Raw genomic sequence first — 14790 nt, 5'->3', positions numbered from 1 at the left:
TGTGGCGGGTTATAGTACCCCGATCTCATTCTGGGACTGCTCAATTAGTTCTTCACAGCCGAATTCCTCGAGGCACCAGCCACTATCGATCTACTCAGACGCCTCAAGCGACGTGATGTCCCCCGGTAAGTCGTCACATTCTAGTGGTTCACCAAAGCCAAAAAGTGAACTCCTTGCGCTGGCCACCAATATGGACGCCACGTGGAACAACAAAGGTCGACATAGTTGAGGTGACCGCTTAACTTTACTCGGAAGAGGAACAGGTGACAATAACCATCAACCAGAATCTCAGTGTCCGAAAGATCGTGTTTCTTAATGAATTCTTGGAGGAACTCAGTTGCTGGATCAGTGCCTCTGCGTTCGAAGAACTCGATGTCAAGGTAGTGATTATACATCCAAGAGATCTCACTGTTGATCCGGATAACGGTCTCGTCAATTGCGACCCACGTTGGATTCGCCGACGGCGGGTCAAGAGCGCTGTCAGCCAGAGTGCATCCATTGCTAAATTCCCCTTTGAGACCGTTATACGCATAGCCATCGAAGGATCGCTGCTGTCTTCCCGAGCGAACACCTAGCCACGTGAAAGCGGACGGCAACATTCGCCAGGGCGTTTGCCGTCCGCTCACGCTCCCAACATTCTACTTCAAGCATTCAATCAACATCCGATAGAGATCAAATGTCGACGGCAATCATATTGAGGAATTGATCTAATCTATGTGTTTGGTAAGATAGATCAGATTGAGATTGGAGCAAGCGATGCCAAAAATATGGCAGAGTTCCAACTAGCCTCCTGCGGTTGAGGGAGTATGGGATTATTCAATTTGGTTGCAACGATTATAACGGGAAAGCCGGATGGAGATGAAATGATAACAACTATATTGTTCACTCAAGTAATGCCTTTATGGTGAAACCAAGTTATTTAGATAGTTTTCGGTCAATAGTACGTCGTTATCCCAATGCCACAGCAGTATCTACGCTTAACGGACGGGAAGTGACATATGAGGAACTTGATGATCGGACTGACGCCCTTGCTACTGCCCTCAATGAACGGCTTGGCGACAGCCGATGTGCTGTGCTCGCTGAGAACCGGATCGCCTCTATCGAATCAATGATTGCGGCTATGAAACGGGGACAGGCAAACACGCAGCTCTTTACTCGCAATTCAATTGGTGACCTGATGACGATGGTGGAGACCAGTCAGACTCAGGGACTTATATTTGACACCCAATCGGCCGGAAAAGCGCTCGAACTCATAGACCGACTTGATATAACGTCGACTATCCACATCCGAACGGACTCCACGAGGATTCAGGATGCGGAGCCATACGAGGAAGTCCTCAGCGAAACCGATTCAGGGACATTTTCAACCACGACCGACGATTCAAAGGAATCAGCGGTGTTCTTTACCAGTGGGACTACTGGTAATCCAAAAGGTGTTCTTGTCGATCAAGAACAGTCTTGGCTCGCGGCTCATCAACCAGCTCTGGAGATGAGCCTTACAGCGCACGATCGTGCCCTCGTGTGCACGCCTTGGTATCATCAAGTCACAGCAAACACGTGGATCCTAGCTCACCTTCTTGTTGGAGCCACACTTATAATCCAACCAACGTTTGAACCGAAAGACACTCTCCAAGCAATTGAAACTCATAACATAACTGGATTACTCGCAGTACCAACCCAGCTAAGAACCCTGAGAGAGGTTCAGAAAGACGTACAATCCGATTTGGGTACCCTCTCCTACATCCGCACCGGAGGTGCGATCGTTCCCAAGCAATTGATCCAAAGTATCCGTGACGAGTTTACAGAGAACGTTTTCAACACTTATGGACAGACTGAGGGAATGGTCAATCTCACTTTTGCCTATCCAGAAGAACAGCTTGATCATCCAGGAACAGTCGGCAAATCATCTTTTTTCTGGGAACTTCGAGTCACTGAGATTCCTGATTCCTCTACGGAATTTGATCCGGAGAATACCGTTGCTCCCGGTGAAATAGGTGAAATCATTGGGAAGAGTCCTGGAATGACGGATGGGTACCTTGGAGAGCCAAAGCAACAAGATGAGACATTTGTTGACGGGTGGCTCCGGACAGGCGACGTTGCACGTGTTGACGAGGATGGTTATCTCGTCATCACTGACCGGGTCGACAATATGATCAATTCTGGTGGAGAGAACATCTATCCAAAGGAAGTTGAGCGAGCACTCTTGGACCATGCGAAAGTCAGTGAAGTTGGGATAGTCGGGATGCCGGACGAGAAATGGGGACAGATCGTCTCGGCAGCGGTCGTCGCAAGCGACGACATTACCGAAGCCGATCTCGGCCGTCATTGCCAGGAACACGACACTTTGCCGAATTTTAAACGTCCACGCCAATACGTCCTCCTTCCCGAAGAAACGTCACTTCCCCGTAGTTCAAGCGGGACACTACAGCGAGAGAAGATTAAAGAGTTATTCTGTCAGTAGAGTATATAATATAAATGATTGACTAGATACACAAATCGGGATAGATGACGTTAATTGCCGCAGATATACCAATGACATACCGTATTTCTGTATATCTGCACATCCAGCCAAATCGAGACGGATCTACCAATACTTTAGCGAGGACATTCAACTGCCGAAGTACCTCTCTGACCGTTCTAAAACCGGTATCCCGACTAGTCTCGTGCGCCACTGATAGCGGAGCTTGGACTGTTGATGGTCAGTTTGCAGTGCAAAAAGCCCACGAGTGTAATTTCCTAGTCCTTAGACAACAATAGTCGCGTCTGAAAAACACAGGAAGTATTTATATCACGTGTTCCTAATCGTTTCTATGGTCATCATTGCTGCCATAGATCGATCCGATCGGGTGTCATCGGTTCTCGAAGAGGCTGAAGTGCTTGCGGAGGCATTTGACGAGACACTACACGTCGTCCACGCCATTTCCCGATCAGAGTTCATCGACCTGGAACAGATGGCATACGAGGAGGAAGGAAAATCCCTCTCGATGGAGGAAATACGTTCCTTTGCGACCGATTATGCGGAAAGGGCGGCTGAGGGGGTCACCATCGAGTACAAGCCAATCGGGCTCGTCGGACAACCCGCCAACGAAATCATCACGTACAGTACTAAAATTGACACCAGATACATCGTAGTAGCTCCCAGAAGGCGATCACCGACTGGGAAAGCCCTGTTCGGGAGCGTGGCACAGTCCGTAATACTGAATGTTGACTGCCCGGTTGTCACGACGGTTTCACAACCTTACCAGACCGACTGAAACTACAGAGAACGAAGCCAGTTCACACGATGCCGATGCTCATCGCCGTCGTAACGCTATGTTTGATTGTGGCGGTACTGATCATATCTCATGTGACCAATATCGATCTAGTATTAGGAGATTTCGATCGATAGAGAACAATGCGAGGAGACGATAAAAACATCTTATTAACACTATTCAGTCGTTCGGTGTGGGATATCAGTAGAGAGAAACACCACTAGTGCCCTCGCAAGTGTGGATAGCCTAGTTCTGCTCTTTCTCCTTGATGGTTGGATAGAGCCGGTGTAGCTTCGTTCGGGCATTATCGGTAGTGAACTGCCAGTCGATCGAGACGGTAGCCTTGTTGCGCTCGGTTTCCCACGCGGCGACCTCCGTTCGGAGTGTCGCCGCGTCAGGAATGCGTCGGCTGAGGCACTGGGTGCTAAGCGCACTCAACTCGATTTCCGCCATGTTGAGCCAGCTCCCGTGTTTCGGCGTGAAGTGAAACTCGAATCGGTCGAGATACTCTCGTGCTTCTTTCGGGTTACAAAACTCGTAGAAGGCAGCCGGATTGTGCGTGTTGAGGTTGTCAAGAACTACCCGGATGCGGTCTGCATCCGGGTAGTGCTCATCCGCGAGTTCTTGCATTTGGTCGACAAACTCGCGCTTGCGTCGTCTCGGTGTAACCGTGATGTGGCGCCAACCGGTGAGCGGTTCGGTGGCGATATGGATTTTTCGCTCACCGTTGCGTTCATAATGAGTGTCCTCGCGTGCGACCGCTCCCGGTCGCACCGGGAGCGGGTCGCTGACGTGCTTGTGAAGCGTCTTGCTGGACTCATCGAAGCAAATGACTGGACGATCTTCATCGTACGGCTCGTGGTAGAGCGCAAGCACGCTTTCCATGCGGTAGACGAACTTAGCGTTCTGTTTCGGTGGAATCAGCCAGTACTTCGAGCGGTGCGGTTTCAGGTCGTTTTTTTAACCGCTGTCGAACGGTCTCTCGGGAGATCGACTCAAGGTCGATCTCCTCGAGAGTGACTAAGCGATCGGCGAGGAGCTGATACGTCCAGCGAGAGTGTCCGTCTGGTGGGTCAGAGCACGCAAGTGAGAGCAAATGAGCCTCACCACGGCCATCGAGCTTTGGCTCGTAGTCGCGGTCGGGCTTGCGGCGATGGAGCGCCGCAAGCCCTCGCTCAGAGTACGCTTTTCGCGTGCGGTACGGTGTAGAGATCGAACAATCGAGGTGCTCACAGATCGCGGGATCTGTGAGCCCTTCGTCAGCCTTTAGAAGGATTCGTGCACGTGTGATGTCCTCTGCTCTGTGTTCACCCGTCGAAATAATCGCCTCAAGTTCGCTTCGTTCCTCGGTGGAGAGGTTGATGATGTGCTTCTTCCGTCCCATTCCTGTAGAGAGGTGCTCAGGAGAGATAAGCTAAGCAGTCGACGCTTGCAAGTGCACTAGTTCCTCTCCAACCTTCAAACGATAACTGCCACAATCTTTCTTCAATGTTTTCTCAATTCACATTCCTCGACATATGAGGGAATTACTACCGAAATAACTGCTATATTCGCTTCTTATTGAAAAACGACGGCGGAACAGGGCATATACAAATACTTGGAGCTGAGATTTAGGAATATGGTGGTTGCTGTTCTCAGTAGCTCACAAAGCATCGCCAGCTAATCCGACCTAAGTCCTCTATTCCGTCGTGACGAGTCGTCAGTAGCGGTTGAGCTACGTTGAATGAAGATGGCGCTGTCGACGGCTGGCGGCCGACAGGCGTGCTTGACCGGTGACTACCGGTGGAACCGGTCGTCAGGTGGCCGGTTTGCGGGGACGACCGACGCACCGCGAGAACCGTCCATGCAGCCCGACGAATCATGTTGACGAACTCCATGCACGCCCACCACCAGAGGCGACGCCCGCCACGGCGGGGCGTCGCCACAAACTCGTAGTGCAGATACCGCCAAATGTTCTGCAACAGCAGACTCACCACGACATGCAGGAGCCTCACCGTCGTATCTCGTGTTGGAGTCGTCGCTATCGCTTGCTCGGACAAGCGATAGCTTGACTCGGTACCGAAGCGTTTCGAGTAATGGCATTGGGCGTCGCGTCGTCTCTCGATAAACGGTACGTAAGCCGCATAGCCGTGACGCGCCACGCCGTGGTCGTCGTACCGCCTGTTTAGGCACATACAGTCGATGTAGACGGAAAACTCGGCGGTCCAGCGGTAACCGTCGAGATTCCCAGTCAGATCGTGCTCGATGCGCGACTCCACCCTTCCGAGAGTTCCTGCTGGATCGCTTCACCCATTGGATGATCGGGACAACGTAGGCGTAGTTGTGCGCCTGTCGCAACGTGAACTTGCTGTCGTAGAAGCCGCGATTGAGGTAGACAAGCTTAACCTCGGAGTCAAGGCCATCAAGAACACCGAGGAACTCAGCGAGGGCGTTGCTGGCGGTGTCACCGTCTTCGAGACGGCGCACCGCCAGCGTGTGGTGTTTGTTTTTCACGCGTGCGTAGAGCGTAGCGTGGAACGAGGTGGTTCCACGCTTTGCTTCCGAATGATAGTGGCCGTCTGTATCGTCTTCATCACCGTAGTAGCGCCGCAGGTGGAGCAGTTCGACGACATCTCGTCGAAGGAGAATGGTAGTGACTCGTTCGAGCCGAAACGGCTCGAACTTCGTCCGCAAATGGTAAAGCACCGTGTTCGCTGGCGGTGAGTTTTTGTTGGAGCGGCAGAGCGTAGAGTCCGAAACCCTTAGCACCGATTTCAGCATTAGCGCCGTGGTCAAGAGCGATTTCCTCGTCGAGTGTATGTGTGTGGCATTGTTCAGGTTAGCTGGTTCCAGCAGTACGCGAAGCTTTGAAGCCATGTTCCGGCCGCTTTCGGACAGGTATTTCTGAAGCAATTTCCAAACTGGCACGTTCGACGTTTTACTTCTTGGAAGACACGTTCGACGCTGTTGCGTCGACCGTGGCGTTCGTACCGAAACTCGTCGCCTCGCCGACGTCGTATTTCTCGCGGAGTTCGTCGAGAAAGATTCCGTGAGACCGGTGTTTCTCGTCGGAAACAGCCGATAATTGAGAAATTCGTTCGTTTCGGAATCAACCGCCACAAACAGCCAGTACCGCTCGTCAGTGAGTTGGATCACAGTCTCGCCAACCGCAGCGTGATCCGGTGACTTACCGTCCTCGGGCTGTAACTCCGTTTTTGCACCCAGTTGTGAACGGTAGATCGAGCACGGTCGACACCGAACCCCTCTAAATCACAAACAGTATCCGAAAGCGAGAGGTCGGCGAGATGAAGGTGGATACTGAGCTCCATCAGCTCGCGCGGTGTCGCTTCTCGTTTCACAAATTCTAATTGAATTTCGGTGCTAGGTGGCGTGAGGCGGCTGAGTTCGGGATGATAACCACAAATTCCACCGCCTCACTCCTTCAAACTCTAATCTGAACAGCGCCGTCCAACTCCCGCTGCTTTTTTAATGCCGACGTGAAAGCTGTGACGATCAGTGTCGTCAGCCTTGGCCGCTGTTCGCCGCGGTTTTGATAGCTCAATCCTGCCTCTTTCAGCGACCGCCGGCAACTTGGGATCGAGTGTTCGATATCATAGATTTCCTCCAAAATACTGCTGTACAAGCGCGTCGAACCCAACTTCTTCAGGAGATTCGTGGACGGTTTCTTCGACTCTTTTTACTTAGCTTCTGAAAGCTTTTACTTTCTCCCAGATCGATATCATCAGCCACGGCCTGCTCAAGCGGCTCGTCAGTATCGAGTCGCTTGAGCCAACTAGATTGTCCGTCGCTGAACGTCGTACCACTCGGCTAGCTCAGTCTGTATGACGCCCCTTTTGCACGCAATTTCCGCTAAGAGCCGTTGTATCGGCTTCTTTCTCTCCACGTTGTCGAGGGCATCTCGCAACTCCCCGACAGAAATCTCGTCGAGATGATCCACGTTTTGGCAAAGTCTTCTGAGTAAAGAGCTCTAACGGCTACTATAGAACTCACCGGACGAGATCATCTCGTCAGCTGTGGAGTTGTAGCTACGTCTGAAGCCAGCAAGTGTTCGGCTTCGCCGCAGGCGAAAGCCGAACGGGAATGCCCAGACGAAGGCAGGAATCTGGAGCTTGCGGTCGCGCTCGACCACGTTGAGTTCCTCGGCGTGTTTTCGAGGAACTCAGAGGGGAAGAGAGTGGTGAGCCGACGCATAATCCGGAAAAGATGCCTCGATAAGCCGCTACTGTCACGTGGTTTTTCGCCTAGCTAAAGACGGATGATTCGTAACTGTATTCAACCATCACCAAATATATAAGAAAGACATGATTTCTAATTGGCCATATGGTTTTAATGTTTGAAAACATATTCCCACTATGACCGACGGCGGGACCAATCTAAGCACAATTGAGGCATCCTTCAGAATCCTAGACGCTATACAAGACGAAGACGGCGTCACCTTGACCGAACTATCCAATGAACTAGGACTTTCCACTAGCACGTTGTATAACTACCTTAATACATTAAATCAGTTAGGGGTTATCGTGAAAGAGGAAGGGGAATATCACCTTGGAATGAAATTGTACGAGTTGGGACAATCCGCCAAACGTTCGTTAGAATTCGTCGATATTATCCTTCCTGTACTGGAAGAGCTCGCAAACGAGACCGAAGAAGTAGCCCACCTGACCGTCGAAGAGCACGGAAAAATAGTATTCATCGACTATGGCATCGGTCAACGGGGCGTTCCCACTCACGCAAAGAAAGGGAGTAAAAGTTTTATGCACTGTCGAGCCGCTGGCAAAGTGATACTGGCGAACTATCCTCAGTCGAAGGTCGAGCGTATTCTCGATCGGCACGGACTACCAAAACGAACGGATAACACAATAACAGATAAAGAAGCCCTATATGACGAATTATCCACAGTAAAAGAGGAGGGAGTTGCGTTTAATTATGAGGAGTCAATAAATGGTCTGCGGGCCGTGGCCGCGCCTATTTTTCAGAACGAGGATGTGATAGCGGCGATCAGTATCCCCGGTCCGGCGAAACGACTGTCCGGCGAATATTTTCAAAAAGAGTTGCCCAAACTATTACTTGATGCGACAAATGAAATAGACCTTAAATTAAAATATTCTGATAGGTGATGTAGTTCAAATGAGGTCGACTTAGTCATTCCGAATAGATTAATACCTCTTCGGCGATTCCCTAGGAGGGGCTAGATGGCCGTCGAGACTTGACGACGGACGTTCTCCTCCAGCATTCGAGTTACGGGTCGCGCCACGATCAACCAATTCGGGCGTTCGACAGCAGATGCGAAGAACACCATTCAAATACGGATCTTAGATTCAGCGAGTTTTGGACGGCGGACGGCTGGGACGACAGCGGTCGCGACGCCGACTACCCCACCGTGCAAAAACAGTCCGCCACAGCCTTGGTCGTATCCGCGGTTTCTGGAACGCCCACGGCATCTGACCTGAGTCAACACCACAGAACGAGGGTCCACAACTATACTGAGACGGCGAAACAGTACCGCTAGAAACGGCGCTTTCGATTGAGAACTCGACTCGAGACGTTCTCGGAAGGGCGAGTCGCCAGCCAAACAAGTGGGTACACAGGACCCGACTCCGGACACGGATTCATTCGAATTAGACCCAGACGAAGATGGGGTTGGCGCCTTTGTCGATCAATTCGTCGTTGAAGAACAAGATAGTACGGTTCCGAAGAAAGCGCTGTATCTCGCCTATGCTTCGTGGGCGAAGGATCACGGCCTCGACTATACGAATGACGTCTGGTTTGGACGAAAGTTGAGTGACCGAATCGCTGTTGAGAGTGATCGGCAACGAAGAGATGGTGAGCGTATCACAGTTCATACAGGTATCGCTTTCAGCGAGTCTGGGGAACGCCTTCTCGAGGAAGCAACAAATCAATTTATATATGGTTAAGACACTGATTTCAAAACGTTGGGTGTCCAGGGTAAAGCCACCAGACGGTAGTACTGTCTATAGTAAAACTGCGTTCGAAATCAACAAGTATTGGATGGGTTCCATCCGCAGAAGTGGGTGTCCAGGGGGCGTATCGATACGGTTTGTTTTATCGTACTTCTGACAGGGGACTGGCGGCGCAAATGAGACCGTCACAGGACGTAGATTACAAATGACTACGAATCAAATAAGTCTGGTCAAGAGGGAACGGATTCCAACGGAATTACAGACTCGAGAACAGTGGGTGTGCTGGCAGCGCAAGGAACGGGGTGAAAGGTAACTAAGGTACCTATTGTTCCTGGTGTAGCTGAGTTTGCTTCGGCAACTGATCCCGAAACGTGGCGGTCGTTCGACGAGCCACTCGAGTTGTCAGTCCCAATTCCTCCTACGGGTCTTTTCAGTCACGCCCGTGCTAGTAAAACCCTTACATTGCTTGTTGATAATCCCTATACAGCGTTCGGAATTCGTGATTTGAGTCGGGTGACGGATCATCCGCATCGAAGCATTTCGGCAGTTGTTGATGATCTCGAAGCGGTTGGATTCGTCAAAATCGAGCACAGTGGGCGGAAGAAGCTCGTTGAGATTACTCGCGCTCGACTCAGTAAGCCTGATGATCCGATCATCCAGATTCCGCAAGCGAGTTACAGCCCGAGGACGGTAAGTCACCGGATCACGTTGCGGTTGACGAGACTGTGATCCAACTCACTGACGAGCGATACTGGCTGTTTGTGGCGGTTGATTCCAAAACGAACGAATTTCTCAATTATCGGCTGTTTCCGACGAGAAACACCGGTCTCACGGAATCTTTCTCGACGAACTCCGCGAGAAATACGACGTCGGCGAGGCGACGAGTTTCGGTACGAACGCCACGGTCGACGCAACAGCGTCGAACGTGTCTTCCAAGAAGTAAAAAGTCTAACGTACCAGCTTGGAAAAATCTTCAGAAACGCCGATCTGAAAACAGCCGAAACATGGCTTCAGACTTCGCGTACTGCTGGAATCAGCTAATCTGAACAATGCCGGTTGGCACAGCCAGTAGCCCTGTCATGCCATTTGGGTTACAAACCGTAAACATCCCAACTCAGCAGTGCGGTACCGTTGGAATTCTCGTCCTCGAAAACGCGTAATGATCAAGAGAAGTATTGGGAACAGCTGTACGAGGGAGTACCACTACAGGCCCCAGCCGCTGATAGGTGGGGTAGACCACATTCCCAGAACTTAGCTAATTCATTAAGCGTTTTCGGGTGCAACGAGACGCTTAAGGAGGTGATCTTCGTGGATTTTACTGTCTGCTTGCTGCTGTTTGATAGACACATTCACAGCAAGCAGACGTTCTAACTAAGCGGCTTTGTGAAGTACTGAGGATTATGGGCTCTCCTCGGAACGAGACCTTATATAATAACTAAAAGCGTCGGAGTAGCTCGGAGGCACAGTGTCAATCTGGGCTGTGCCCGTTTCTTCCTTGATCGTTTTTTCTACTGCCGAGAACGAGTGGTTCTCGAGGAAACCCCGGGATTCCGCACCGACGTAGTAGACATCACCGACGAGTTCGCTGGCGGTTAGCGCGCTGTGCCTATTCTGGAATCGTACTACCGGTGGCAGGTCGTCGATTAGACGGGCTGGAGTACCTACAGCCGTGATCCGACCGTTCGAGAGGAACGCGACTCGGTCGGCGACCTCGATGTCGATCGGATTGTGGCTCGTGATGAGAACGGACCAGTCGTCCTCGATAAGTTCGAGTACGGTCCGGTGCATCTCACCGGCCATCGAGAGATCGATACCCGCGGTCGGTTCGTCGAGGACGTACCCCTTAGCGTCGACGCTCAACGTCATCGCCAGTTCGAGTTTTCGTTTCATCCCTCCGGAATACGTTCGAACTGGATCGTCAAGCGACTCGTCGAGATCGAACCGATCGACGTATGTTTGCCAGCGAGACGTAAACGGGGCATCCAAAGCAGCGTAGAACTGAATGTTCTCGCGCCCAGTGAGATCGTCTATCAGTATCGCGTCCTGCAGCAGTACGGCGAGTCCGTCACTTCGGTGCCGTGGTAATTGCTTCCCGAAGACGCTGATCTCGCTGCTGTCCGGGCGCTCGTTTCCGACTAGACACGAGAGAAACGTCGATTTTCCTGCTCCATTCGGTCCAGCAAGGACAACCGCTTCACCGCTGGACATCGAAAGGGAGAGATCCTCAAGCACCCATTCATCTCCGTACGATTTACTCACGTTCGTCGCTTCGATGGTCTCGTTCGCTGATTCGTCCGAGGACTCTCCCGTTGGCATAGTCTTAGCCGAATTTCCGGTGATTGAAGAGAGGAATCGCTTCATCGTTGATTAGTCCTGTGAAAACGATTTACGAGTAATAATCCGATACCGAACGAACCGATCCCGTACCCCGCCATCAGAAGATGTTCGACTGTTCCGGGTACCCCTGGTTCGGGCATCTGATCGGGGGGAATTGCGATCATGTGATACAACAGGATACGCGCCGAGAGGGAGTTCGGAAAAATGTCCAGCCACGCCGGATCTGGTGCAAAAAATTGTGGATTCCCACCATTGAACCCGGTTAAGAAGAACGCACCGAGCGCGAGACTTATCGAAACGACCGTTACAGTACGAGGATCGGAAATCAGGGTCGCAATCCCCATGCCAATGACGACCCAGACGACGGTCAGGGAGACGATCGTTCCGATGACGACCAGAATCGAGATGTAGGAGCGTAGTTGATACTCCCCGCCGAGAAGGACGGCAAATACGAGCACCACTCCGAACGATCCGAACGCTACTATGATGCTCGCGAGCAACCGACCGCCGAGGTCCGCTGACGGGGTAAGCGATGTCGTGCGGAACTTCAGGTAGTGGCCACGTTCGAGGTCGCCGACGAATTGCTGGCTGAACACGTACAGTGCGACGAACAGGATGCCGAGTACGCCGAATGTTATCGCGACGCTCCCGATGACCGGCGCGCGATTCCCGGATTCCACCGATTCGATGTTGACGAACACGAATAGGTTGAACGCGAAGAACGCGGAGGGAAAAACGAGACACCAGAACAGTGCTGCCCTATTACGTCGGATCTCTCGAATTGTGCGGACGACGAAGGCGCTTACTTGTCTGCCCGTCGTTGAATCGACGACCGCTTCAGTAGGGCTTTCCTTCATGACTTACTACGTGAGAGGTGTATGTATTATATCGTATACTCAACCACTTAACACTATTGGAGAGAATTCTGTTTTGAACTCATCGAGCGATCGTAGCTTGCGTACTCACTTCGGGCGTCCGAAACCTCGCCGAGGAGGTCGAAGGCGTCATCCCAACGCTACCGCCGCCCGCGGCGTCTCCTACGGAAACGGGATGACCCACGCGGAAGACGGCGACGAATTTCAGATCGGTGGGGAAACCACGCCGGCGAGTGCTAACTCAACTCGTTCGACCGCCCAGTAACTGTTACTCTATCGCCAGCTATTCGAACTACGCACGTTGGGGCATCACAGCAATGCGAACCAGGTGTGTAGTGACTCACAGCGGCTACGATCGTTCCGGTGACACCTGACGTCTTCAGTACCCGCTCTCAGTCCGTCTTCGGCTTGGGACCGGCGACGACCGATCGAGCGACGGACACGCGAGTACCGGGACGCGCAATCAACCGCGAGCGTGCGAATTTGTGTTAGCTGTAGAGAGCGAACCCCTTCTCAGGATGGGCTGGGAATACCGGGGACAGCATCACCCGTCGACGCCACCTGTCACCGGGGCGTGCTCCGCAGCCGCTTTCGTTCCTTCACCCGGAACCCCCGCCCGATTCCGTTCCTTCGCCGGGAATCTCTGCTTCCGCCAGCAGCAGGACGCGGCGTTCGGTGTACTCGAGCCCGTTCTTGCGCTGTCGTTTCCGTTTGATCGCGAGCCGGTTCTTCGACAGATCGAGTAACGCGTCGATCGTTCTGGAAACGAGCTTCTTCGCGTAGTCGTCGCTGATTCCCGTCTCCTGGCGACGAATCCAGTGTTTCATATCGCTCGCCGCAACGTACTTGCGGATGTCTGCACTTCCGTTCTGCCACGGGTTGTCGCCGACTCCGGGATCGGTGCGTGCCTTCCAGAGCTTCGCGGCGAGCCGCGAGGGCAGTGATGATGTCGTCGCGTGAAGCATGTCGTCGTCCATCTTCGCGAGTTGCTGGATCGGGAGCAGATCGGCGTGTGCCAGCGCGACGTCGCCACCGCGCTCGAGCGGGTCGTCGCTCTCGGGGAGTCGGAAGTACCGCCTGCCGTCGTCCTTACTGATCCGCTCGAGGCGGTCATCGGAGACGTCGATCCCGCTTTCGTCGACGTTCTCCTCGAGCAGATGCGCTCCCTTCTCGAGTTCGCGGGCCTGAAGTTCGCCGACGCGACCCTTGTTCGCGTCGAGTTTCTTTTCGTGGGCGTCCAGTCGCGCCTCGATCGGCGGTCGGGCGTCCTCGAGTTCGTCGACGCGAGCCTCGAGACGCTCGTTTTCTTCACGGGTGCGTTCGAATTTGCTCTCGAAGCGTTCGTTTTCCGTCCGGGCGCGCTCGAGTCCGGTCTCGAGGCGGTCGAGACGCTCGTTCTTTCGTTCGACGCCGGACTCGAGCGTTGCGATCCGCTCGCGAAGCGACTCGAGTTCGGCAGCCAGCGAGTTGATGCTCGATGCGTTCGATTCGGAGCGTTGGGAATTCGTGTTCATGTCGTCGGGGTTGGGATGGGGTGGTTGGCAAGCCGATACAGCTGGCGCTCGGTGGGCAGACGAACGGTCAGGGGAGAGGAGGCGGGCGACCGCTCCTATGGCGGTCGTTGCAGCCGTTGGGACCTCCGCTCAGCGACGAGCGTGGGAGGCTCTCCCCTCGAGACCGAATGTGGAGGTCGGTACGCACACCCCCGTCCGGGGTAGTACCGCCGTGCGAGGACCTTCGCGGCGTTGTAATCCGCACAGAGCGTCTCGACGTGGCAGTGCGGGTTGGTACAGCGGAACGTCTCGCCGTCCGGTCGGTCGCCGATGACGCCGCAGGCGTGACACTCCTGAGAGGAGTACGCTTCGGGGACCGTCGCAACCTCGAGGCCGCACTCGTCGGCAACCGCTCGAAGGCGCAGGTGGGCCGTCGGGAGCAACCACGCCGTTCCTCGGTGGGCGTTGGGCGCGGTCAGCCACGTCCACAGGTCCGGCTCGTAGTGGCTGTCCTCGGTGACCAGCACGGGGCGGTCGTACGCGCTCGCGTACTCGCAGATCTCCCGTGCGGCCGTGTCGATGTCCTCGAGGAGGCCGTCGCGACAGCGCGTTGCGTGCGCGACGATCGTCTCGCGGTCTGTTCCTTCATAGAACAGCGCGGTAACTCGGTCGCGAAGTTCGTCGAGGCGAGCGCAGATTTCGTCACCGCAGATTATGTGGGCACCGCTCGAGTCCGGCATTTTCACCGGAGACGCAGTGTAGAGGTTGTACTCCCCGAGGTCGACGCCGATCGCGGTTCGGTCGGCGCTACGCATCGGGATCACCTGGTGTGGACTCGAGTTCGAAAAGAATCGCGTCGTCGTCGGCGACAATGATCTCGTCGTAGCGGGCGGTGGTGTGGTGTTTTGGTGTC

Annotated in this window: 10 protein-coding genes and 6 pseudogenes; 6 read left to right on the top strand and 10 right to left on the bottom strand. The window is 53.5% G+C overall.

Features of this window, described 5'->3' with window-relative positions:
* The first annotated feature begins 901 nt into the window (after positions 1-901).
* Together ACYQ14_RS19720 and ACYQ14_RS19715 are read left to right on the top strand one after the other, a co-directional pair.
* The gene (locus ACYQ14_RS19720) at positions 902-2461 is read left to right on the top strand and encodes a class I adenylate-forming enzyme family protein (protein ID WP_459890685.1); all 1560 of its coding nucleotides are present in this window, start codon (positions 902-904) and stop codon (positions 2459-2461) included.
* Positions 2462-2810: 349 nt separating this feature from the next.
* Positions 2811-3254 (top strand): universal stress protein, encoded by a 444-nt coding sequence (locus ACYQ14_RS19715; protein WP_459890683.1) that lies wholly within the window; start codon positions 2811-2813, stop codon positions 3252-3254.
* Between the two features lie 243 nt (positions 3255-3497).
* On the opposite strand, the gene ACYQ14_RS19710 is transcribed toward ACYQ14_RS19715, so the two are convergent.
* The 6 genes and pseudogenes from ACYQ14_RS19710 to ACYQ14_RS19685 form a co-directional block, all read right to left on the bottom strand.
* Complete coding sequence (locus ACYQ14_RS19710; RefSeq protein ID WP_459890738.1) at positions 3498-4172, bottom strand: IS630 family transposase; 675 nt, start codon at positions 4170-4172, stop codon at positions 3498-3500.
* Positions 4150-4635: a helix-turn-helix domain-containing protein gene (locus ACYQ14_RS19705; protein ID WP_459884700.1), complete on the bottom strand. Its 486-nt coding sequence runs from the start codon at positions 4633-4635 to the stop codon at positions 4150-4152. The genes ACYQ14_RS19710 and ACYQ14_RS19705 overlap by 23 nt, the downstream gene beginning before the upstream one ends.
* Before the next feature lie 392 nt (positions 4636-5027).
* Positions 5028-6045, bottom strand: a pseudogene (locus tag ACYQ14_RS19700) (ISH3 family transposase); the annotation flags it as partial.
* A 19-nt stretch (positions 6046-6064) separates the two neighbouring features.
* Positions 6065-6655: pseudogene (locus ACYQ14_RS19695) on the bottom strand (transposase domain-containing protein).
* Between the two features lie 57 nt (positions 6656-6712).
* A pseudogene (locus tag ACYQ14_RS19690) lies at positions 6713-7188 on the bottom strand (winged helix-turn-helix domain-containing protein); the annotation flags it as partial.
* Positions 7189-7230: 42 nt separating this feature from the next.
* Positions 7231-7442, bottom strand: a pseudogene (locus ACYQ14_RS19685) (IS4 family transposase); the annotation flags it as partial.
* Positions 7443-7603: 161 nt separating this feature from the next.
* Here ACYQ14_RS19685 and ACYQ14_RS19680 point away from each other — a divergent pair.
* The 4 genes and pseudogenes from ACYQ14_RS19680 to ACYQ14_RS19665 form a co-directional block, all read left to right on the top strand.
* Positions 7604-8368, top strand: a complete 765-nt coding sequence (locus tag ACYQ14_RS19680) for an IclR family transcriptional regulator (protein WP_459890681.1) — start codon at positions 7604-7606, stop codon at positions 8366-8368.
* A 197-nt stretch (positions 8369-8565) separates the two neighbouring features.
* Positions 8566-8693: pseudogene (locus ACYQ14_RS19675) on the top strand (DUF6610 family protein); the annotation flags it as partial.
* Between the two features lie 134 nt (positions 8694-8827).
* Positions 8828-9166, top strand: coding sequence for a primase-like DNA-binding domain-containing protein (locus ACYQ14_RS19670; protein ID WP_459890679.1), 339 nt, complete (start codon positions 8828-8830; stop codon positions 9164-9166).
* A 674-nt stretch (positions 9167-9840) separates the two neighbouring features.
* Positions 9841-10218 (top strand): annotated as a pseudogene (locus ACYQ14_RS19665) (DDE-type integrase/transposase/recombinase); the annotation flags it as partial.
* Positions 10219-10570: 352 nt separating this feature from the next.
* On the opposite strand, the gene ACYQ14_RS19660 reads toward ACYQ14_RS19665, so the two are convergent.
* From ACYQ14_RS19660 to ACYQ14_RS19645, 4 genes are all read right to left on the bottom strand, one after another.
* The gene (locus ACYQ14_RS19660) at positions 10571-11488 is read right to left on the bottom strand and encodes an ABC transporter ATP-binding protein (RefSeq protein WP_459890677.1); all 918 of its coding nucleotides are present in this window, start codon (positions 11486-11488) and stop codon (positions 10571-10573) included.
* 41 nt (positions 11489-11529) lie between these two features.
* On the bottom strand, positions 11530-12366 hold the full coding sequence (locus ACYQ14_RS19655; RefSeq protein WP_459890675.1) for an ABC transporter permease: 837 nt from the start codon (positions 12364-12366) through the stop codon (positions 11530-11532).
* A gap of 617 nt (positions 12367-12983) precedes the next feature.
* On the bottom strand, positions 12984-13898 hold the full coding sequence (locus ACYQ14_RS19650) for a DUF8008 family protein (RefSeq protein ID WP_459890673.1): 915 nt from the start codon (positions 13896-13898) through the stop codon (positions 12984-12986).
* Between the two features lie 95 nt (positions 13899-13993).
* The gene (locus tag ACYQ14_RS19645; RefSeq protein ID WP_459890671.1) at positions 13994-14692 is read right to left on the bottom strand and encodes a zinc ribbon domain-containing protein; all 699 of its coding nucleotides are present in this window, start codon (positions 14690-14692) and stop codon (positions 13994-13996) included.
* Positions 14693-14790 lie beyond the last annotated feature (98 nt).

The organism is Halostagnicola bangensis, from assembly GCF_054653435.1.
Note: the sequence above shows the minus strand (reverse complement) of the source record. Positions and strands in the feature narration are given on the sequence as shown.